Source organism: Pseudomonas sp. MF06569, assembly GCF_059862735.1.
In genome coordinates this window covers 202,773-220,094 of sequence record NZ_JCBCUZ010000003.1, presented here as the reverse complement: position 1 = coordinate 220,094, position 17,322 = coordinate 202,773, and the positions used below count along the sequence as shown (strand labels likewise).

At 59.9% G+C, this 17,322-nt stretch carries 19 protein-coding genes and 1 pseudogene; 12 read left to right on the top strand and 8 right to left on the bottom strand.

What is annotated here, in order from left to right:
- Positions 1 to 34: 34 nt before the first annotated feature.
- Positions 35 to 844, bottom strand: a complete 810-nt coding sequence (locus tag AC19YQ_RS05065) for a hypothetical protein (protein ID WP_500594708.1) — start codon at positions 842 to 844, stop codon at positions 35 to 37.
- Between the two features lie 160 nt (positions 845 to 1,004).
- Entirely contained in the window at positions 1,005 to 1,784 is a 780-nt protein-coding gene (gene kdgR, locus AC19YQ_RS05060) for a DNA-binding transcriptional regulator KdgR (protein WP_019823736.1), read from the bottom strand.
- A 212-nt stretch (positions 1,785 to 1,996) separates the two neighbouring features.
- On the opposite strand from kdgR, the gene AC19YQ_RS05055 reads away from it, so the two are divergent.
- The 6 genes from AC19YQ_RS05055 to uxuA all read left to right on the top strand — a co-directional run bounded on the left by AC19YQ_RS05055 (position 1,997) and on the right by uxuA (position 9,457).
- Positions 1,997 to 2,998 (top strand): sugar kinase, encoded by a 1,002-nt coding sequence (locus AC19YQ_RS05055; RefSeq protein WP_500594707.1) that lies wholly within the window; start codon positions 1,997 to 1,999, stop codon positions 2,996 to 2,998.
- 4 nt (positions 2,999 to 3,002) lie between these two features.
- Positions 3,003 to 4,214, top strand: coding sequence for a D-mannonate dehydratase ManD (gene manD / locus AC19YQ_RS05050; protein ID WP_133079522.1), 1,212 nt, complete (start codon positions 3,003 to 3,005; stop codon positions 4,212 to 4,214).
- Between the two features lie 77 nt (positions 4,215 to 4,291).
- Positions 4,292 to 5,326 carry a Zn-dependent oxidoreductase gene (locus tag AC19YQ_RS05045; protein ID WP_133079523.1) on the top strand — a complete coding sequence of 345 codons (1,035 nt, stop codon included), beginning with the start codon at positions 4,292 to 4,294 and terminating at the stop codon, positions 5,324 to 5,326.
- Between the two features lie 206 nt (positions 5,327 to 5,532).
- Positions 5,533 to 6,813, top strand: coding sequence for an MFS transporter (locus AC19YQ_RS05040; RefSeq protein WP_500594706.1), 1,281 nt, complete (start codon positions 5,533 to 5,535; stop codon positions 6,811 to 6,813).
- 11 nt (positions 6,814 to 6,824) lie between these two features.
- The gene (locus tag AC19YQ_RS05035) at positions 6,825 to 8,264 is read left to right on the top strand and encodes a mannitol dehydrogenase family protein (RefSeq protein WP_500594705.1); all 1,440 of its coding nucleotides are present in this window, start codon (positions 6,825 to 6,827) and stop codon (positions 8,262 to 8,264) included.
- A gap of 17 nt (positions 8,265 to 8,281) precedes the next feature.
- Positions 8,282 to 9,457, top strand: a complete 1,176-nt coding sequence (gene uxuA, locus AC19YQ_RS05030; RefSeq protein WP_500594704.1) for a mannonate dehydratase — start codon at positions 8,282 to 8,284, stop codon at positions 9,455 to 9,457.
- Between the two features lie 63 nt (positions 9,458 to 9,520).
- Here uxuA and AC19YQ_RS05025 read toward each other — a convergent pair whose 3' ends face one another.
- Positions 9,521 to 10,408, bottom strand: a complete 888-nt coding sequence (locus AC19YQ_RS05025) for an SDR family oxidoreductase (RefSeq protein ID WP_500594703.1) — start codon at positions 10,406 to 10,408, stop codon at positions 9,521 to 9,523.
- A 117-nt stretch (positions 10,409 to 10,525) separates the two neighbouring features.
- Between AC19YQ_RS05025 and AC19YQ_RS05020 the strand changes: the two genes are divergently transcribed.
- A complete protein-coding gene (locus AC19YQ_RS05020) occupies positions 10,526 to 11,443 on the top strand; it encodes a LysR family transcriptional regulator (protein ID WP_339473551.1) in 918 nt (305 codons plus the stop codon).
- 122 nt (positions 11,444 to 11,565) lie between these two features.
- Here AC19YQ_RS05020 and AC19YQ_RS05015 read toward each other — a convergent pair whose 3' ends face one another.
- The gene (locus AC19YQ_RS05015) at positions 11,566 to 12,018 is read right to left on the bottom strand and encodes an Lrp/AsnC family transcriptional regulator (RefSeq protein ID WP_133079528.1); all 453 of its coding nucleotides are present in this window, start codon (positions 12,016 to 12,018) and stop codon (positions 11,566 to 11,568) included.
- A 168-nt stretch (positions 12,019 to 12,186) separates the two neighbouring features.
- Here AC19YQ_RS05015 and AC19YQ_RS05010 point away from each other — a divergent pair, with 168 nt between their 5' ends.
- The 3 genes from AC19YQ_RS05010 (at position 12,187) to AC19YQ_RS05000 (ending at position 13,869) form a co-directional block, all read left to right on the top strand.
- The gene (locus AC19YQ_RS05010) at positions 12,187 to 12,804 is read left to right on the top strand and encodes a LysE family translocator (protein ID WP_219260885.1); all 618 of its coding nucleotides are present in this window, start codon (positions 12,187 to 12,189) and stop codon (positions 12,802 to 12,804) included.
- Positions 12,805 to 12,832: 28 nt separating this feature from the next.
- On the top strand, positions 12,833 to 13,393 hold the full coding sequence (locus tag AC19YQ_RS05005) for a DUF924 family protein (RefSeq protein WP_133079530.1): 561 nt from the start codon (positions 12,833 to 12,835) through the stop codon (positions 13,391 to 13,393).
- Positions 13,394 to 13,485: 92 nt separating this feature from the next.
- Positions 13,486 to 13,869, top strand: coding sequence for a c-type cytochrome (locus AC19YQ_RS05000; RefSeq protein WP_500594702.1), 384 nt, complete (start codon positions 13,486 to 13,488; stop codon positions 13,867 to 13,869).
- Here the strand turns inward: AC19YQ_RS05000 and AC19YQ_RS04995 are convergent, their stop codons facing one another.
- Positions 13,870 to 14,145 (bottom strand): hypothetical protein, encoded by a 276-nt coding sequence (locus AC19YQ_RS04995; protein WP_500594701.1) that lies wholly within the window; start codon positions 14,143 to 14,145, stop codon positions 13,870 to 13,872.
- Between the two features lie 144 nt (positions 14,146 to 14,289).
- On the opposite strand from AC19YQ_RS04995, the gene AC19YQ_RS04990 reads away from it, so the two are divergent.
- Both AC19YQ_RS04990 and AC19YQ_RS04985 read left to right on the top strand, forming a co-directional pair.
- Positions 14,290 to 14,661, top strand: coding sequence for a hypothetical protein (locus AC19YQ_RS04990; protein WP_326398433.1), 372 nt, complete (start codon positions 14,290 to 14,292; stop codon positions 14,659 to 14,661).
- Positions 14,662 to 14,668: 7 nt separating this feature from the next.
- A pseudogene (locus AC19YQ_RS04985) lies at positions 14,669 to 14,761 on the top strand (c-type cytochrome); the annotation flags it as partial.
- 19 nt (positions 14,762 to 14,780) lie between these two features.
- On the opposite strand, the gene AC19YQ_RS04980 reads toward AC19YQ_RS04985, so the two are convergent.
- Genes AC19YQ_RS04980 through AC19YQ_RS04970 form a run of 3 tightly spaced genes read right to left on the bottom strand, consistent with a single transcriptional unit; the run spans position 14,781 to position 17,218 of the window.
- Positions 14,781 to 15,110 (bottom strand): hypothetical protein, encoded by a 330-nt coding sequence (locus AC19YQ_RS04980; RefSeq protein WP_219260882.1) that lies wholly within the window; start codon positions 15,108 to 15,110, stop codon positions 14,781 to 14,783.
- Positions 15,111 to 15,131: 21 nt separating this feature from the next.
- A complete protein-coding gene (locus tag AC19YQ_RS04975) occupies positions 15,132 to 16,559 on the bottom strand; it encodes an ATP-binding protein (RefSeq protein WP_133079534.1) in 1,428 nt (475 codons plus the stop codon).
- Positions 16,556 to 17,218, bottom strand: a complete 663-nt coding sequence (locus AC19YQ_RS04970; protein WP_133079535.1) for a response regulator — start codon at positions 17,216 to 17,218, stop codon at positions 16,556 to 16,558. Before AC19YQ_RS04970 ends, AC19YQ_RS04975 begins: the two co-directional genes overlap by 4 nt.
- Between the last annotated feature and the right edge of the window lie 104 nt (positions 17,219 to 17,322).

Sequence of the window (17,322 nt, the reverse complement as noted above, 5' to 3'; positions counted from 1 at the left end):
GCGCTTCACACGGCCCCTTTTGCTCGCGATGGCATCACTCGGAATCTGACGTCGCAGGGGTCTTGAGTCCGGTTTTCCAGGGCGAGTACTCGATTCTGTGGAATGCGCTGCCTATCCCTCTGGCGTTGGGTTCAAAGCCCGGCATGGTGCTCAGGTTCATTTGCTTGCAGCGCTGGACCAGGCTGGCAAGCAAGGTATCGTCCTGCTTGAACTCAGCGGGACGCAGGGCATGGGGATCCAGACTGGCCGCACATTCCAGCACCTTGCCTGTGCTGTCGCTCATCATCATGAGCGTGGCGACACCGATGCTGTCGATGGGCAGCGGGGCAAGCAAGTGCTTGAACAGAAAATCGTTTTGCGCCTTGTCCAGCAACGCTGCCGCGCGATGTTCGCGTTCTTCGGCACTAAGCCCGGTGAGGGGATAAACCGCGACCGGAGCGACGACTTTAGCCGTCCTGGTCCTGGTACTGATCAGTGATGAAGGCAGCTCGGGGAACACCGAGGTCCAGCAGATTGACACCAGATCGGTCGCCAGTGTTCGGTTGTAGGGGTAGATCCGGTTATCCAGTTTCGTGTTGGGTTGAGTGTCGCAACCGATGATGCGGTTCTTGTCGTCAACGGTCATTACCAGGTTGAAGCTGCCATTGCGGCCCTGGGCGTTAGCCAGATCAGCCTCTCGGGCAAGCACCTTGCTGATCAGCTTTTCATAAACCCCGCGTTGCAGGGCCTGCTCCTTTTCCTGGGCAGGGGTGAGCGTGGACGGTTTGTCCGGCGCGCGGGTGCTGGATTGGCAGCCGGCCACCAGGAGGGCGGCAAGGACGAGGGGGAATGAGGGTTTTAACATGACGATCCTTGTGCGAGAGGCAGGCCGGGTAGAGTCCTTGCCGACTTTTAAACGGCGGGCAGTTTATCGCATTCAAGGAGCTTGTTGCAGTTGGGTTTTATTCGCGTTAGAGGCAAGTGCTGCACTTTCCTGCGCAGCGCAGCAGCCCCTTGCTTCACCCTTACGGATGCCAGCCCAACTGACTTGAAACCTGCTGCGAAGCCACCATCAGTTGCTTCACATAGTCCTGTTTCAGTTCTTCGCGAAAGCGAAAGCACGGGAACGACACGCTCATGCCGCCAATCACATGGCCGAAACGGTCGCGGATGGGGGCTGCGAGACAACGCATGTTGTCTTCGAATTCTTCATGGTCTTCGCCATAACCCTGCTCGCGAACCAGCGCCAGTTCCTGCAGGTAGGCGTCGATGCTGGTGAGGGTGTTGGCGGTGCGCCGCTCGAAGCTTTCCTCACGCAGGAGCGCAAGCAGTTCGTCTTCTTCCAGCCAGGCCAGCAGTACCTTACCGATGCCGGTGCAGTACAACGGCGCCCGGCGACCGATGCGCGAGTACATGCGCAAGTTGTATTTGGAGTCGATCTTGTGCACGTAGACGATGCTGCCTTCGTCGAGGATGCCCAGGTGCACGGTCTCGCCAGTCAGCTCGTTGATGCGGCGCATGCCAGGTTCGGCTTCGCGCACGATATCCAGATGGGGCAGGGCCTGGGCCCCCAGCTCGAACAGCCGCACGCTCAGGCGGTAGCGGTCTTCCGCATCCTGAACCACATAACCACGCGCCTTGAGTGACTGCAAAAAGCGATAGACCGTGCTCTTTGACATGTCCAGCTTCTGTGCAATTTCGGAAACGCCACTCTCTTCCGGGTGTTCGGCCAGGGCTTCAAGCACAGCCATGGTCCGGCCGACGGCAGAGACGAGTTCGTTGTTCTGGGTGGTGCTGTTGTCCATGAAGGCTCCAACGCAATTTAAAAAAACAAGGATATACCGTAGAGAATCGAAACGCTGTTTCATTTTTCTTGACGGTGTTCGGATTTTGATTAAACTCGGCCTCAAGCGAAAAAATGAAACGCCGTTCCAAAAATAACAATCAGCTCGACGCACTGTCACTCTCAGGTGCCTGTGTCGACGCAAAGCGACCCATAAAAACAAGGCGCGCAGAGATGACGGTAACCCTCGGGCATTGCCCACAGGCCAATTTGACCCAGCCCCTGCGGGTGGCACTGGTGGGCGAGTGCATGATCGAGATGCGCGGCCAGCCGGGTGCCGTGTTCAGCCAGACCTTCGGTGGCGATACGCTCAATGCGGCGGTGTACTTGTCCCGCCTGGGCGCCGGCAACGGAATTGTTGCCGACTATGTAACCGCCATTGGCGCGGACGCTTTCAGCACGGCCATGCGTCAGTTGTGGCGCGATGAAGGTGTCGGCGATCAGCATGTGCGGGTGATCAAGGATGCGCTGCCGGGCCTGTACTTCATTCAGACCGATGACCAGGGTGAACGCCGTTTTGCCTACTGGCGTGGCGAAGCCGCCGCCCGGCGGGTTTTCGACGGGCCTGAGGCGGATGCCGTTCTGCGTGCTCTGGCCGATTACGACTATGTCTACCTGAGCGGCATCAGCCTGGCGATCCTTACTCCCGGCGGCCGCGAACGCCTGATGCTGGCCCTGCGTCTGGCCCGCGAGAGCGGCACGCGCATTGTCTTCGACAACAATTACCGCCCCCATTTATGGTCCGATGCGCCTTCAGCGCGCCAGGCATACAGCGATATGCTGCGCCTGACCGATCTGGCCCTGATCACCTGGGAAGATGACGCCGCGTTGTTCGGTTATGCCGATCACGAGGCCTTGTTTCGCGCTTATGCCCAGTTTGGGGTGGGCGAAGTGGCACTCAAGCGTGGTCCGGATGCGTGCTTGATCCAGTGCGCCGCCGGCCGTTTCGAGGTGCCCGCCGAAAAGGTGCAGCGAATCGTTGATACCACGGCGGCAGGTGACTCATTCAGTGCGGCTTACCTTGCCTGCCGCTTGCAAGGCGGTACGCCACAACTGGCCGCGCGCTGGGGGCACCAGCTGGCGGCGGAGGTGGTGCAGCACCCCGGCGCACTGATCCCGGCAGGCGCCATGCCGAACCTGCACATGCCTGTCTTTTCTTCTGTCGCCGAGGCCTGAACCCATGAAGATTGTTGAAGCGCGCGTGATTGTTACCTGCCCGGGTCGCAACCTGATCACCCTGAAAATTGTCACCGATTCCGGGGTCTACGGCATCGGCGATGCCACCCTCAATGGCCGCGAAATGGCAGTCGTTGCTTACCTCGAAGAACACGTGCTGCCTGCGCTGATCGGGCGGGATGCCCAACGCATCGAAGATATCTGGCAATACCTGTATCGCGGTGCCTACTGGCGCCGTGGCCCGGTCACCATGACCGCGATTGCCGCTGTCGACGTGGCGCTGTGGGATATCAAGGCCAAGGCCGCCAATATGCCCCTGTACCAGTTGCTTGGCGGCAAGAGCCGCGAGCGGGTCATGGTGTACGGGCATGCCACCGGCAAGGACATCGAAGGTTGCCTGGACGAAGTCGCCCGTCATGTTGAACTGGGCTACAAGGCGGTGCGTGTGCAATGCGGTATACCCGGCATTGCCACCACCTATGGCGTAGCCAAGCGCAGCGGCGAACGCTATGAACCAGCCGACAGCGACCTGCCAGCAGAGCATGTGTGGGACACCGCCAAATACCTCAACCATGTGCCCAAGCTGTTTGCCGCCGTGCGCGAGCGCTTTGGTGACGACCTGCACATCCTGCATGACGTCCACCATCGCCTCACGCCGATTGAAGCGGGGCGCTTGGGCAAGGCGGTGGAGCCGTTCAATCTGTTCTGGCTCGAAGACTGTACGCCGGCCGAGAACCAGGAAGCCTTCCGTCTGATCCGCCAGCACACCACCACACCGCTGGCGGTGGGCGAGGTGTTCAACTCGATCCACGACTGCCGCGAGCTGATTCAGGAGCAGTTGATCGACTATATCCGCGCCACCCTGGTTCACGCGGGTGGCATCACTCATGTACGGCGGATCGCTGATTTTGCCGCGCTGTATCAGGTGCGTACCGGCTTTCATGGCGCCACCGACCTGTCGCCGGTGACCATGGGCGCGGCGCTGCATTTCGATACCTGGGTGCCCAATTTCGGCATCCAGGAGCACATGCCTCACGATCCGCTGACCGATGAAGTCTTCCCCCATGCCTATCGCTTTGAGGACGGTCATTTCACGCCAGGTGAAACACCGGGCCATGGCGTCGACATCAACGAAGAACTGGCTGCCAGATACCCCTACAAACGCGCCAGCCTGCCGGTCAATCGTCTGGAAGACGGCACGCTCTGGCACTGGTAATACCGCTTAAAAGCTTATTGCTCGACTGTTTAATAACTATAAAAAACGGGGCGTCATGCCCTGGCAGGAGTTACCCGATGAAAGCGTTTCAAGTAAGAGCTCCCTTTGAGTTCGGCCTGGCCCAGGTCGACGCCCCTCAACTGGCGCGCAATGAGGTCAAGGTCGATGTGGCCTATGCCGGTATCTGCGGCTCTGACCTGCATATCATCCACGGCCAGAACGCTTTTGTGCGCTTCCCGCGGGTAACCGGCCATGAGTTCTCCGGAGTGGTCAGCGACGTGGGTGCGGATGTGGCCCAGATCAAGGTCGGTGATCGCGTGTGCATCGACCCAGTGATCAGCTGCGGCACCTGCTACCCCTGCCGGATCAATCGCCCCAACGTCTGTACCAAGCTGCAAGTGATCGGCGTACACCGTGACGGCGGTTTCAGTGAGCAGGTCTGCGTGCCGGCGAGCAATGTTCATCGCTTGCCGGACGGCATGTCACTCAGCCATGCGGCTTTAGTGGAGCCGTACTCCATCGCCCTTAACGTGCTCGATCGTATGCAGCCGCAGCCGGGTGACAGCCTGCTGATTTACGGCGCTGGTGTGATCGGCCTGACCCTGGTGCAAATGGCGCGGGCACTGGGCCTGACCGACATCACCGTGACCGATGTGATTGACGAACGCCTTGAAACCGCCCGTGCCTTTGGGGCCAGCCGCACCCTGAACGGCAAGGACGTGGACGTCGAAGCGACGATGCGCGAATTGACCGCTGGCGAAGGTGTGCCGCTGATTGTCGACGCCGCTTGCATTCCCGCATTGATGCCGCAAATGGTGCGCATTGCCTCAGCGGCGGGGCGTATCGGGCTGCTGGGATTCAGCACCACGCCAACCGATCTGGTGCAGTTGGAAATGATCAAGAAAGAACTGACTCTGGTGGGTTCGCGCCTGAACAACCGCAAGTTCGCCCGGGTGATCGAGTTGATCGCCAGCGGCAAATTGCAGGTTCAGGAAATGATCAGCCACCGCATCCACTTCGATGAAATGCCGCAGGCGATTGCCTTGATCGAGAACCATCCCGAGCAGACGCGCAAGGTGCTGGTTCAACTCAACCCCAAGGAGATTTTGTAGCAGTTGCCGCAGGCTACGTTCGGTTGCGCAGCAATCGTAAATCCAGGGTCCCTGGTTTGCCTGATACACCGGGGAACCTGACCTTACGACAGCTTCGCTGCCGGACGCAGTCTTCGGCAACTGCTACGAGTTTTGCGTACCGCACACAGTTTCACGTGCTCCCAGCGAGCACCCTCACCGAATAAAACAACAAGCGGGAGGTTCCAATGTTTGGTCAAGGTCGTACCTTAGTCATCATCATGCTGTTCCTGGCAGGCGTCATTAACTACCTGGATCGCTCGGCATTGTCCGTCGCCGCCCCCTTCATCCAGAAAGACTACGGTCTGACCACGGGTGAGATGGGCATGATCTTCAGTAGTTTCTTTGTCGGTTATGCGGCATTCAACTTTATCGGCGGCTGGGCGGCCGACCGCTACGGCGCAAAAACCACGCTGCTGCTGGCCATGGTGCTGTGGTCGCTGTTCAGTGGCCTTACGGTGCTGACCGTGGGCTTTATGTCGCTGGTGTTTATCCGCATCCTGTTCGGCATGGGTGAAGGTCCGCTCAGCGTGACCACCAGCAAGATGGTCAACAACTGGTACACCCCCAAGCAGCGGGCGCGGGCACTAGGCTCGTCCATGTCCGGTACCCCTTTGGGGGGTGCGATTTCCGGGCCGGTAGTGGGCTTTATCGCCATCAGCTACGGCTGGAAAGTGTCGTTTATCATCATCATGCTGATTGGCCTGGTATGGGCCGCGGTCTGGTACAAGTTCGTCAAGGACAAGCCAACCGGCAAAATCGCTGAAGAGATCGCTCACGGCGAAGGCCAGAGCGAGTTGGCGGCCCAGCCGGTTCATCCATTGCGCTACTACCTCAAGCAACCGACAGTACTGTTCACTTCGCTGGCGTTCTTCTCGTACAACTACACGCTGTTCTTCTTCCTTACCTGGTTCCCCAGCTACCTGACCATGGCTCACGGCCTTAACGTCAAGGAGATGAGTATCGCCACGGTTATTCCTTGGGTACTGGGCTTCCTTGGCCTGGCGTTGGGCGGCTTTATCTCCGACTTCGTGTTCAAGAAAACCGGGCGCATGATGTTTTCGCGCAAGGTCGTGCTGGTGACCTGTCTGTTGGCGTGTGCCGTGTGCATCGGCTTTGCCGGGATCGTCAAAACCTTGTATCCGGCGGTCGCTCTGGTGGCGCTGGCGGTGTTCTTCCTGTACCTCACCGGTGCCATTTACTGGGCAATCATCCAGGACACGGTGCCTGCCGCCCGCGTCGGTGGTGTCAGCGGCTTCATGCACTTCCTGGCCAATACCTCGGGCATCATCGGCCCGACCCTGACCGGTTTTCTGGTGCAGTTCACCGGCTCGTTCACCAGCGCCTTCCTGCTGGCGGGGTTGCTGACCATCATCGGTGCAGTGTGTGTGGCGCGCTATGTCAAACCGCTTCCGGTCATCGATGACGCCCTGCCGCCAGCGGGCAGCGTCTTGCCTGCTTCGGCGTGAGGAGAAGGTCGATGCCTGTCGTTGAACGAGTACCTTCGGTGGCCACAGCGGCTGATATCGGGATTGTGCACCTGGGCCTGGGAGCGTTTCATCGCGCCCACCAAGCGGTCTATTTGCAGCGCCATCTCAATCGCCACGGTGCAAGCCCGTGGGGGGTGTGCAGTGCCAACTTGCGCTCCAATCGCACGCTGGTGGAGCAACTGCGCGAACAGCAATGCCGCTATGCGGTGGCTGAATACCGTGACCGCGAACAGGTGACATTGCGCGATATCAGGGTAATGCGCGAAGCCCTGTATGTCGGTGATGGCGGTGAGGAGCTGCAGCAACTGTTGCAGCGTATGGCCGACCCGCGCACGCGGATTGTCACCCTCACTGTCACCGAAAAAGGCTACTGCCTGAACCCGGCTACGGGGCAATTGCGCCTGCAGGATCCGGCGATTGTCCATGACCTTGCCCACCCGCAGACACCGCGTACGGCACCGGGAATTGTGCTGGAGGCCTTGCGCCGCCGACATGCGGCAGGCATCCCGGCTTTTACCGTGCTGTGTTGCGACAACATGCCGGATAACGGTCAGCGTACCCGTCAGGCCGTTATGGGGCTGGAGGAGCCAGGCAGCGAGCTGGCGCAGTGGATCGAACAACAGGTGGCGTTTCCCGGTTGCATGGTCGACCGCATCGTTCCGGCCATGGACGCGCAGGCGTTCAGCTGTTTGCAGCAGCTCGGCTGCCAGGACCCCGCGGCAGTGGTGTGCGAAAGCTTCAGCCAGTGGGTGATCGAGGACCACTTCCCTCAGGGCCGCCCCGACTGGGAAGTGGAGGGCGTGCAGATGGTCGATGATGTGCGGCCGTTCGAAACCATGAAGCTGCGCATGCTCAACGGCAGTCACTCGTTGCTGGCCTATATCGGCTTGCTTGCGGGGTACGAGACGGTGTTCGACGCGATCAGCGATCCTGATCTGCTGCGGTTTATCCAGTGTTACATGGGCGAGGAAGCAGCGCCGACCCTGTCCATGCCCGCGGGTATTGATACCGCAGGTTACGCCCGTGATCTCTGCGCGAGGTTTGCCAACGACAGCCTGCAGCATCGCCTGCGCCAGATCGCCATGGACGGCTCGCAAAAACTGCCGCAGCGGTGGTTGCAAGGCGCGCAGCAGCTGCTTGATGCCGGGCGTGACATTGACTGCATCGCATTGGGGATTGCGGCCTGGATCCACTACTGCACGCAGCCTTTGCCGCATGTCGTTGATGACCCGCTAAACGCCGTTTTCGCCGACGTGGCGGGCAGCCTGGAAGGTGCTCAGCGAGTCGACGGGTTTCTTGATCTGCATCAGGTATTTGCGGCCGAACTGTCGGCGCGTCCAGCCTTTCGTGATGCGGTTCACCGGGCGTACAGCGCCATTGAACACACCGGCATGGCTGGCCACTTAAAAAACTTTGCAGCACACAACTAACAAGAAGGGAGATAGACATGGAACAGACTTGGCGCTGGTTTGGCCCCCAGGACCCGATTTCGCTGGCAGATGTGCGCCAGACCGGAGCGACCGGCATTGTCACTGCATTGCACGACATCCCCAATGGTCAGTTATGGCCAGTGGCAGCGATTGCCGCACGCAAGCAAATGATTGAAGACGCCGGCCTGACCTGGTCGGTGGTGGAAAGCATTCCGGTGCATGAGGACATCAAGCGCGGTTGTGGCCGTCGTGACGAGTACATCGCCAACTACCAGCAGAGCGTGCGCAATCTGGCGAGCTGCGGCATCGATATTGTCTGCTACAACTTTATGCCCGTGCTGGACTGGACCCGTACCGACCTGGCCTGGGAGATGGAAGATGGCGGCTGGGCGCTGCGTTTCGACCAGACCGCCTTTGCCGCTTTCGACCTGTTTATCCTCCAGCGCCCGGGAGCACAGGCCGAGTACAGCACTGAAGATATCCAGCAGGCCCAGGCCTATTTCGACTCACTCACCCCCGAGCAGAGCGAGAAGCTGGTCAACACCCTGATTGCGGGCCTGCCGGGTGCCGAAGAGCATTACACCCTGGAAGATTTCCGCGCCTTACTGCGCACCTACGCCGATATTGACGAAGCGAAATTGCGCGAGCATCTGGGGCATTTCTTGCGTGAAGTGATCCCGGTCGCGGAAGAGGCGGGAGTGCGCATGGCCATTCACCCGGACGATCCACCGCGGGCGCTGCTGGGCCTGCCGCGTATCCTGTCCACCGCGGCAGACGCGCAATGGCTGCTGGATGCTGCGCCAAGCCCGGCCAACGGTCTGACCTTCTGCACCGGCTCCTATGGCGTGCGTGAAGACAATGATCTGGTGGCGATGGCCAAACAGTTTGCGCCCTTCATTTACTTCACCCACCTGCGCTCGACCCGCCGCGAAGCGGATCCGCGCAGCTTCCACGAAGCTCATCACCTGGGTGGCGATGTGGACATGGTCGGGGTGATTGGTGCGCTGGTTGCTGAGGACCTGCGCCGTGAACGTGAAGGCGGCCCGCGCTTGCCACTACGCCCGGACCACGGCCACCAGTTGCTCGATGACCAGCACCGCAAGAGCAACCCCGGCTATTCGCTGATCGGTCGCCTCAAAGGCCTGGCCGAGATTCGCGGGGTTGAACTGGCGATGCGTCAGCAACTGGCGTAACGCCCTGCGGCCTGCATCACAGACCCTTTAGCCGCTGCCTGTGCCAGCGGCTAAAGGGCTGTATCAATAGGCAAAAACCTTGCGGTGCTTTTGCACAAAGTCTTCCCAGCGCACCGGCTGGCGGCCCGTGATTTCGAAGAAGTTGTCAAAGGTCTCGTCGGCCCCGGGAATCTGCCCGGCAGCCATGCGTGCGAAGTTGTCTTTTACGCACGTCATGTAGGCCATTTCGGCTCCGGCTGCGCGCATGTTGTCCAAAAATACGTCCGGTGACTGGGCGTTGTAGCTGAACGGCTGCTCCAGCACCCGGGTCATGATGGCCGCGATATCGCCATAGGATTGCACGTCGTACCCCAGGCGGTAGGTCTGGCCCCCATGTTTGGCCGGGTTGAGCAGTGCTTGTGCGGCTACTCGGGCAACGTCTTCGCCATCTACCCAACTGAATGGCGTATCACCGGTGTATTGCTCGATGACCCCGGCTTTTACGGCCTGGGTGCCATCGTAGCTGAGCAGGTTTTGCATGAAACACTCGGGCCGCAAGTGGGTGAACGAAAAGCCCGACCATTCAATATAGCGCTCCACAAACTGGTGCCAGGCCCAATGACCGATGGTGGTGTCGTCACGCCCGCAGGCGCCCAGATGCACCATGTGCTGCACCCCGGCTTGTTTTGCCTGATCGAGAAACGCCTTGCTCTGGCGCAGCATGTCCACGGTATAGCCGGTCACGAGCAGGGCGCGATCGATGCCTTGCAGCGCCGGGGCCAGGGTCTCTTCTTTATCGAAGTCCAGGATCACGGTGCGAATGCCCTGGTCTTCAAAGGGCTTGGCCTTGGCGGGGGAGCGTACTGCCGCGACCAGCGTGATGGTGTCGTCGGCCATGAGGTTGCGCAGGGTGTCGCCGCCGATCTGGCCCGTGGCGCCGGTGATTAAAATGGTGGGTTTGTGCGAGGTCATAAAAAGTGCCTGATGCTTGGGTAAGGGCTTGGCGCCAAGCTTACTGGGGAAGTGCAGGCGTATTTGCGATACATTCTATCGAATGAGATGAACTGAATTCACTAATGGCGGGCGTGCATGTTTTCTTCCGAGCGCTTGAAGGGTATCGATGTCTTTGTCTGTGTTGCGGATTCAGGCAGTTTCAGGGCGGCTGCCGAGCGCTTGAACCTGACCGCTTCGGCGATCAGCAAGGCCATCGCACGCCTGGAAAACAGGCTTGGGGTACGTGTGTTTCAGCGCTCCACCCGGCGCTTGGCATTGACTGATGCCGGGGCGGCATTCTATCGCACGTGCACCGGGGTGCTGGCCGAGCTGGAAGAAGCCGAGCTGGCCATGCAGGCCGATAATGCAGAGCCGCAAGGCAGGATCCGCATCGACTTGCCTGCAGCCTTTGGGCGGTTGCAGGCGTTGCCGGTCATTTTGCAGTGTGTCCAGAAGCATGCCCTGTTGATGCCGCACATTTCGTTCTCGGACCGCTTTATCGATCCGGTCGAAGAGGGTGTGGATATCGTCGTGCGGGTGGGTGGGCCGGATATCTGGCCTGCTGCGCTGGAACACCGTTTTCTGGGCCGTGAGCGCCATGTGTTCTGTGCCGCGCCAGCCTATCTGAGCATTCACGGCACGCCTTTGACCGACCGCGATCTGGAGCATCACCAGTGTGTGGCCTATGGGCGGGCCGACGGCACGGTCAGCCCCTGGAACTTCGCAGGCAGCCGCCCCGGAGACATAGAGCGCCGGGTGATGCCCGCCAGGTACATCGTAGGAGATGGGGAAGGGCAAGTGATGACGGTGCTGGCGGGGTGCGGCATCGCCCAGTTGCCCACCTGGCTGATCAAGCAGCATCTGGCCGAGGGTTCATTGGTCGAAGTGCTGCCCCACCTGGCGAGCGAAGGTTTGGCGATCAACCTGGTGTGGCCAAAAAGCCGTCAGGCATTGCCCAAGGTCCGTGTTTTGCTGGATGCCCTGGCAGCAGGGTTGATGCCGTTGGCGGATTAATGTTCGGGTTGCACTCGCCCTGTGGGAGCGGGCTTGTTCGCGATTGGATCACTGCGGTTTTGCAGTGACAGCGCATCGTCTGCATCGCAGGCAAGCCAGCTTCCATATGTTTTTATGCAGCCTCACAGCGGCAGCATGCGGTCCTGAATGACCCGCTTCATCACCAGCGTTGAGGTCAGGCGCTGGACGTTGGGCAGCGAGGTCAGGCGCTCGTCGTAAAGCTGCTGGAAGGCTGGCAGGTCGGCTGCGACCACATGCAGCAGATAGTCCGGGTCGCCGAACAGCCGTTGGGCATCGACGATTTGTGAGGTTTCGATGACCGCCGTTTCAAAGTCAGCAATCGCCTGACGGGTCACTTCACGCAGGGTAACGAACACCATCGCGGAAAAATTCAGGCCCAACTCGCTGGGCGCCAGCAGGGCCCGATAGCCCAGGATCACGCCTGAGTCTTCCAGCGCCCGCACGCGGCGATGGCAGGGCGAGAGGCTAAGGCCAACCCGTTCTGCCAGTTCGGTAACCGAAAGTCGGCCGTCGGCCTGTAGCTGCGCAAGAATCTTTCTGTCTATTCGGTCCACGTGGAAGAACCTTCCCTTGTGATGGCTATAGGTTGGGATAAACGAAAGATAATCCTACCAGCATTTCCTTATTCTTCTTTTACTCGCTGGCGCTTTTAACGCTGGCAGAGGCGGGGGGCTGCGGCGCCTGAAAAACCATCACGATTCCAGCGTAGAAAGGAAATCCCTTTGACTCTCAGCGTCTTGGCCGCTTTTTGGGCGGTGTCATTTTTGTTCATCATTACTCCCGGCGCCGATTGGGCTTACGCCATTTCTGCGGGCATGCGCGGACGGTTGGTGACGCCTGCGGTGGCGGGGATGTTGTCGGGGCATCTGCTGGCCACGGTGATTGTGGCGGCGGGTGTGGGGGGGCTGGTGGCGCGCAATCCGATGATTCTTACCGGGCTGACAGTTGCCGGGGCCGTGTATTTGTTGTGGTTGGGGGTTTGCATGCTTAGAGACCCCGCGACACCTCAGTCGGGGCAGGGGCAGGTATCCGACTCGTGGTCGCGCTGGGCCTGGAAAGGTTTGTGCGTGAGCGGCCTGAACCCCAAGGTGCTGTTGTTGTTTCTTGCCCTTTTGCCGCAATTTACCGACCCGCTGTCGACCTGGCCAATACCCACGCAAATCATTGCCCTGGGTGCATTGCATGCGGTCAGTTGCGCGGTGGTGTATCTCATGGTCGGGTTCAGTGCCCGGGCCGTGTTGCAGACCCGACCTGCTGCTGCGAAAAACGTCAGCCGGGTGTCCGGCGCGGTGATGGTCCTGATTGCAGTGGTGTTGCTGGCGGAGCAGACCTACAGTTGAGGCTTGGTCAACTACTGAGGATAAGACCGTGGCAACCACCGAAAGCAATGGGCAAACAACGCCGGGTGCGGTGATTGAGTTCTGGAAGCAGGCAGGGCCAAAGCACTGGTTCGCCAAGGATGAGGCGTTCGATGCTGTATTTCGCGAGACCTTCTACCGGGCTCATTTTCAGGCCGCCAGGCGCGAGCTTGAGCACTGGATGGCGCAGCCCGAAGGCGCGCTGGCCTTGCTGTTGTTGCTGGACCAGTATCCGCGAAACTCATTTCGCGGCACTGCGCACATGTTTGCCACCGACCCGCTGGCACGCTTTTACGCCCGGCACATGATCGATGGCGGCATGGACAAGGCGCTTGAAGCAGACTTGCGGCTGTTCTGTTATTTGCCGTTCGAGCACTCCGAAGACGCTGCCGACCAGCAGCTGTCGTTGCAACTGCATCACAGCCTTGGCCCGCAAGCCAGCGTATGGGCGCAAGAGCACGCCGATATCATCCGCCAATTCGGGCGCTTTCCCCATCGCAATGATGTGCTTGGGCGCGAGACCACCGGGCAGGAGCGCACGTTTCTGGATGAAGGCGGATTTGCGGGGTAAGAGCAGATTTTGACCGCCAGCAAGGTGTCGGCGCAGCCGTACAGGCATAATTGCCGCCTGAGCCTGAACACCCTCACCTGATGGAGCTGCCGATGAAGTACCCAGCCGTGTTGACCCTGAGCTTTTGTGCCGTTTTTTTGAGTAACGGTGCGATAGCCGCGGGGGATGCTGAAGCGGGGGGCAAGCTGTTCACTAAAACCTGTGGCGGTTGCCACAGCATCGGGGTTAACGCGCGCAATGGTTTTGGCCCGCAGCTTAATGGCGTGATCGGACGTCAGGCGGGCACCAGCGAGGGCTACCTGTACTCCGACGCCATGAAAAATTCAGGCGTGGTGTGGAGCCGGGAAAAACTGGCCGCCTACATTGAAGCCCCGAAAAAAGTGGTGAGCGGCACGCGAATGATCTTCTGGGGCATCAGCGACCAGGAGAAGATCGACAACCTGCTGGCCTATATTGAGTCCGTCCAGGGGCAGTGATTACTGCACGTCCTTGAGGTAATCCTTGAGCGTCAGCAGCGCCGGGTGCATTTGCTCCGGGGTCTGTGCACTGCTCAAACCGGCGGCCAGCGTTTGCAGTTCGCGGCCCATGACCGTTTGCGCGCCGCCCATATCGCCCTTGCGCAAATCAAAGGCAAAGACATCGCGCTGATAGTCGCTCATGGCCGGGTCGTCTCGCAAAATCGGGCTCGAACCTTCGGACTCGTATGCCAGCTTGAGTGCATAAAGGGCGACTGATTCCAGTGGCAATTGCATCGACAAGATCCTCCACATTGATGCCGGGCGGCGCTCATCGCTTTTGTGCTGGCGAAAAAAAGCCAAGGGGCAGCACGAGAGGCTTTCAGCATTTATGTTGATGCGGTGATACCCTCCGGTTTTTTTCAGGGAAGGAAGATGAACATGCGCAAGACAGCGTCAGCCCTGGTAGCTGCAATGGGCTTGCTCGTAGCGGGCGGAGCCGGGGCCTGGACCATGAAGGACGGCGTTATCCAGTTCAGTAACGGCGAAGTGTCTTATTGCGATGGCTGGGCACTTGATGCGGCCTCAATCATGTTGAGTCGACAGGAGGGCAGGCCCGTTGATTATGTTTACGATGCCTACCATGAGCCTTCGGACATCACCAAGAAAATGCGCGTGCAATTTTTGCGCGAAGCCCAGGCATACCCGGTAGAAGATACAAAAGAAAAACAATGGGCTGCTGCAGAAAAGTTCAGCAACAAGGTGAAGGGGCAGTGTTTCAAGTCTTATATCGAGCGCGTTCCGCAATCTTGAACGCCATACCTGTGGCGGTTGTCACAGCATCGGGGAAAACGCCCGGAACGGTTTTGGCCCGCAACTCAATGTCGTGATCGGGCGGTTGGCGGGCACGAGCGCGGGCTCAGGGGCAGTGATCACTGCACCTCTTTCAGGTAATCCTTGAGCGTCAGCAGCGCGGGGTGCATCTGTTCCAGGGTTTGGGCCTGTGTGAAATCGCCGGACAGCTTGAGCAACTCTCGTCCCATGGCCGTATGCGCACCGCCCAGCGCTTCAAGCGCCAGGTCCAGGCATCGCTCGACTTTAAGCTGGATGGCGTCGAAGTTGCCCTTGTTCAGCTCAAAGGCAAAGACGTCCCGCTGGTAGTCGCTCATGGCCGGATCGTCGCGCAAAATCGGGCTGCCACCGTCTGTCTCATGCACCAGTTTGAGAGAGAAAAGGGCGACTGCCTCCAGCGTCAATTCCATAGTCCGGGTCCTTTAGTCAGTTCAGTGTTTGATCAGGGGCGTGTGGGCTGGCGCGATTGTACAGGGCACCACACGAGCCGGGATACACGGCTCCAGACGCAGTTCGGCGCAGAGGCCACCCTGGGGGCGATTATAGAGTTGCAGGCTGGCGCCTATTTTGCGGGCAATCATTTCCACTATGGCCAGTCCCAGGCCTGCGCCGTTGGCGTGGCCCTGACTGTAAAAGCGTTCGAACAGCCGCTCGACGCACTGTTCCTCGATACCCGGGCCGCAATCTTCAACCCGCAAATGGATGCCCCCGCAGGGTTGTGCGCAGACCAGGACCTTGACCTCGCTACCCGCTGGCGAGAAGTTCAGCGCATTGGTGACCAGGTTCTGCAACGCAATGGCCAGGGCCACAGGGTCGGTTTCAACCCGGCACTCCTCATCACCTTCCAGTATCAGCTCAACGCCTTTTTCCATCGCCAGGGGTGTCAGTTCTGCCAGCTCTTCGCGCACCAATACGGTCAACTGCACGGTACTGCGAGTCGTGGTGTTCAGGCTCGGCTCAATGCGTGCCATGGTCAGCAACTGGCTGCCAATTCGTGTGGCCCGGTCAACGCCGCTCACCAGGAAATCAAGGGCTTCCTGGCGCTGTTCCAGGGTGGCGGCGCCTTGGGCGTTCTGGGCATGTATGCGCAGTATGGCCAGTGGTGTACGCAGCTCATGAGCGGCATCGGCAATGAATCGCCGTTCTCGCTCCAGCAGGTTGTCCATCTGCACCAGCAACTGGTTCAGCGCGGTTTGCATCGGCTCCAGGTCCCTTGGCAACGGCTTGAGATTCAGTGCTTGCAAGGTGTTGGTATTGCGCCCTCGAATGGCGCTGGCCATCGCGCGCAGTGGGGTGAGGCCCCAGCCGATGGTCAGCCAGATAAGGATGGTCAGCAGGGGAACGCCAATGAGGGTGGGCCACAGGGTGTGGCGCACGATGCGCTGGATCAGGTCCTGGCGAATGTCATCGCGCTCGCCCACCCAGATCAGCAAGCCCTGTTGCGGGTCGGCAAGCAGAAAGGCGCACCAGTCATTGCCGTTCTCGATGATGTCGTGGGAACCCAGCGTGGTGGGCGGTGACTCCAGGACTGGCGCTTGGGCAGAACGCACGAGCAGTTGGCCGTCGCTACGCCAGACCTGGAAGGTCAGGCGAGTTTCGTAAGGATGGGCGGGGCCGTCCTCGCCTACCCGACTCATGGCGTCGTCAAAAGCCCGGTAGAGGCGGTCCCAGTTGTTTTCGCCCGGCTCGTGCTGGTTCAGTACGCCTTGCAGCAGACGGGCGGTTTGGGCGAGCTGGGCGTCATAGACTTCTTCGATTTCATGGTGGCTGTCGCGCAGCACCAGCCAGCTGATCAGGGCATCGCCCAGCAGGATCAGGATCAGCACCGGGATGAGAATGCGCGCACGCACCGAGTTCATGGCTTGAGCTCCATCACATAACCGACACCACGCACGGTGCGGATCAGTTCGACGGACAGCTTTTTGCGCAGGTTATGAATCAGCACTTCCAGGGTGTTGCTTTCGACCCGGTCCTGCCAGCCATAAAGGGCGCGGGACAAGCGTTCGCGGGTGATCACTTTGCCGGGGCGCACCATCAGTTGATGAAGCAACTGGTATTCCATCGGGGTGACGATGATGTCCAGGCCCAGGTAGCTGACTTGCTGGGTCGCCGGGTCGAGGCTGATACCGGTGTGCTCAAGCAACGGTTGTGCCCGACCCTGGCTGCGGCGCAACAAGGCGCGGACACGGGCCTTCAGCTCTTCAACGTCGAAGGGTTTGATCAGGTAATCGTCTGCGCCTGCATCGAGGCCGGCGATACGTTCCCCGGTACCGTCGCGGGCCGTGAGGATCAGCACCGGAATGTCGTGCTGCTCGGCGCGCAGTTGTTGCAGCAGCGTCAAACCATCGAGGCGCGGCAAGCCCAGGTCGAGCAGCAGCAAATCGAAGCTTTCGCTGCGCAGGGCATGCAGGGCACTGACGCCGTCTTGCAGCCAGTCCAGGGTATAGCCTTCGGCGCTGAGCGCCACGCGAATGCCTTGGCCCAAGGCGCGATCATCTTCGACGAGGAGCAGGCGCATAGCACAATCTCTGTAGGAAACGGCGGCATCATGCCGTGTTCAGGCCGGGGCTATTCCGGGAAAGATGTTACAGCTCGTTGCCAACTAAGCTTTTCCTAAGGTTG

What these genes read in the sequence shown, in the direction of transcription:
- AC19YQ_RS04980 (WP_219260882.1), bottom strand. Translation starts at nt 15,110, where the DNA reads ATGGAATTGACGCTGGAGGCAGTCGCCCTTTTCTCTCTCAAACTGGTG.
- AC19YQ_RS05055 (WP_500594707.1), top strand. Translation starts at nt 1,997, where the DNA reads ATGACGGTAACCCTCGGGCATTGCCCACAGGCCAATTTGACCCAGCCC.
- AC19YQ_RS05065 (WP_500594708.1), bottom strand. Translation starts at nt 844, where the DNA reads ATGTTAAAACCCTCATTCCCCCTCGTCCTTGCCGCCCTCCTGGTGGCC.
- uxuA (WP_500594704.1), top strand. Translation starts at nt 8,282, where the DNA reads ATGGAACAGACTTGGCGCTGGTTTGGCCCCCAGGACCCGATTTCGCTG.
- AC19YQ_RS05000 (WP_500594702.1), top strand. Translation starts at nt 13,486, where the DNA reads ATGAAGTACCCAGCCGTGTTGACCCTGAGCTTTTGTGCCGTTTTTTTG.
- AC19YQ_RS05025 (WP_500594703.1), bottom strand. Translation starts at nt 10,408, where the DNA reads ATGACCTCGCACAAACCCACCATTTTAATCACCGGCGCCACGGGCCAG.
- AC19YQ_RS04990 (WP_326398433.1), top strand. Translation starts at nt 14,290, where the DNA reads ATGCGCAAGACAGCGTCAGCCCTGGTAGCTGCAATGGGCTTGCTCGTA.
- AC19YQ_RS05040 (WP_500594706.1), top strand. Translation starts at nt 5,533, where the DNA reads ATGTTTGGTCAAGGTCGTACCTTAGTCATCATCATGCTGTTCCTGGCA.
- kdgR (WP_019823736.1), bottom strand. Translation starts at nt 1,784, where the DNA reads ATGGACAACAGCACCACCCAGAACAACGAACTCGTCTCTGCCGTCGGC.
- manD (WP_133079522.1), top strand. Translation starts at nt 3,003, where the DNA reads ATGAAGATTGTTGAAGCGCGCGTGATTGTTACCTGCCCGGGTCGCAAC.
- AC19YQ_RS05045 (WP_133079523.1), top strand. Translation starts at nt 4,292, where the DNA reads ATGAAAGCGTTTCAAGTAAGAGCTCCCTTTGAGTTCGGCCTGGCCCAG.
- AC19YQ_RS04995 (WP_500594701.1), bottom strand. Translation starts at nt 14,145, where the DNA reads ATGCAATTGCCACTGGAATCAGTCGCCCTTTATGCACTCAAGCTGGCA.
- AC19YQ_RS05020 (WP_339473551.1), top strand. Translation starts at nt 10,526, where the DNA reads ATGTTTTCTTCCGAGCGCTTGAAGGGTATCGATGTCTTTGTCTGTGTT.
- AC19YQ_RS05035 (WP_500594705.1), top strand. Translation starts at nt 6,825, where the DNA reads ATGCCTGTCGTTGAACGAGTACCTTCGGTGGCCACAGCGGCTGATATC.
- AC19YQ_RS04970 (WP_133079535.1), bottom strand. Translation starts at nt 17,218, where the DNA reads ATGCGCCTGCTCCTCGTCGAAGATGATCGCGCCTTGGGCCAAGGCATT.
- AC19YQ_RS04975 (WP_133079534.1), bottom strand. Translation starts at nt 16,559, where the DNA reads ATGAACTCGGTGCGTGCGCGCATTCTCATCCCGGTGCTGATCCTGATC.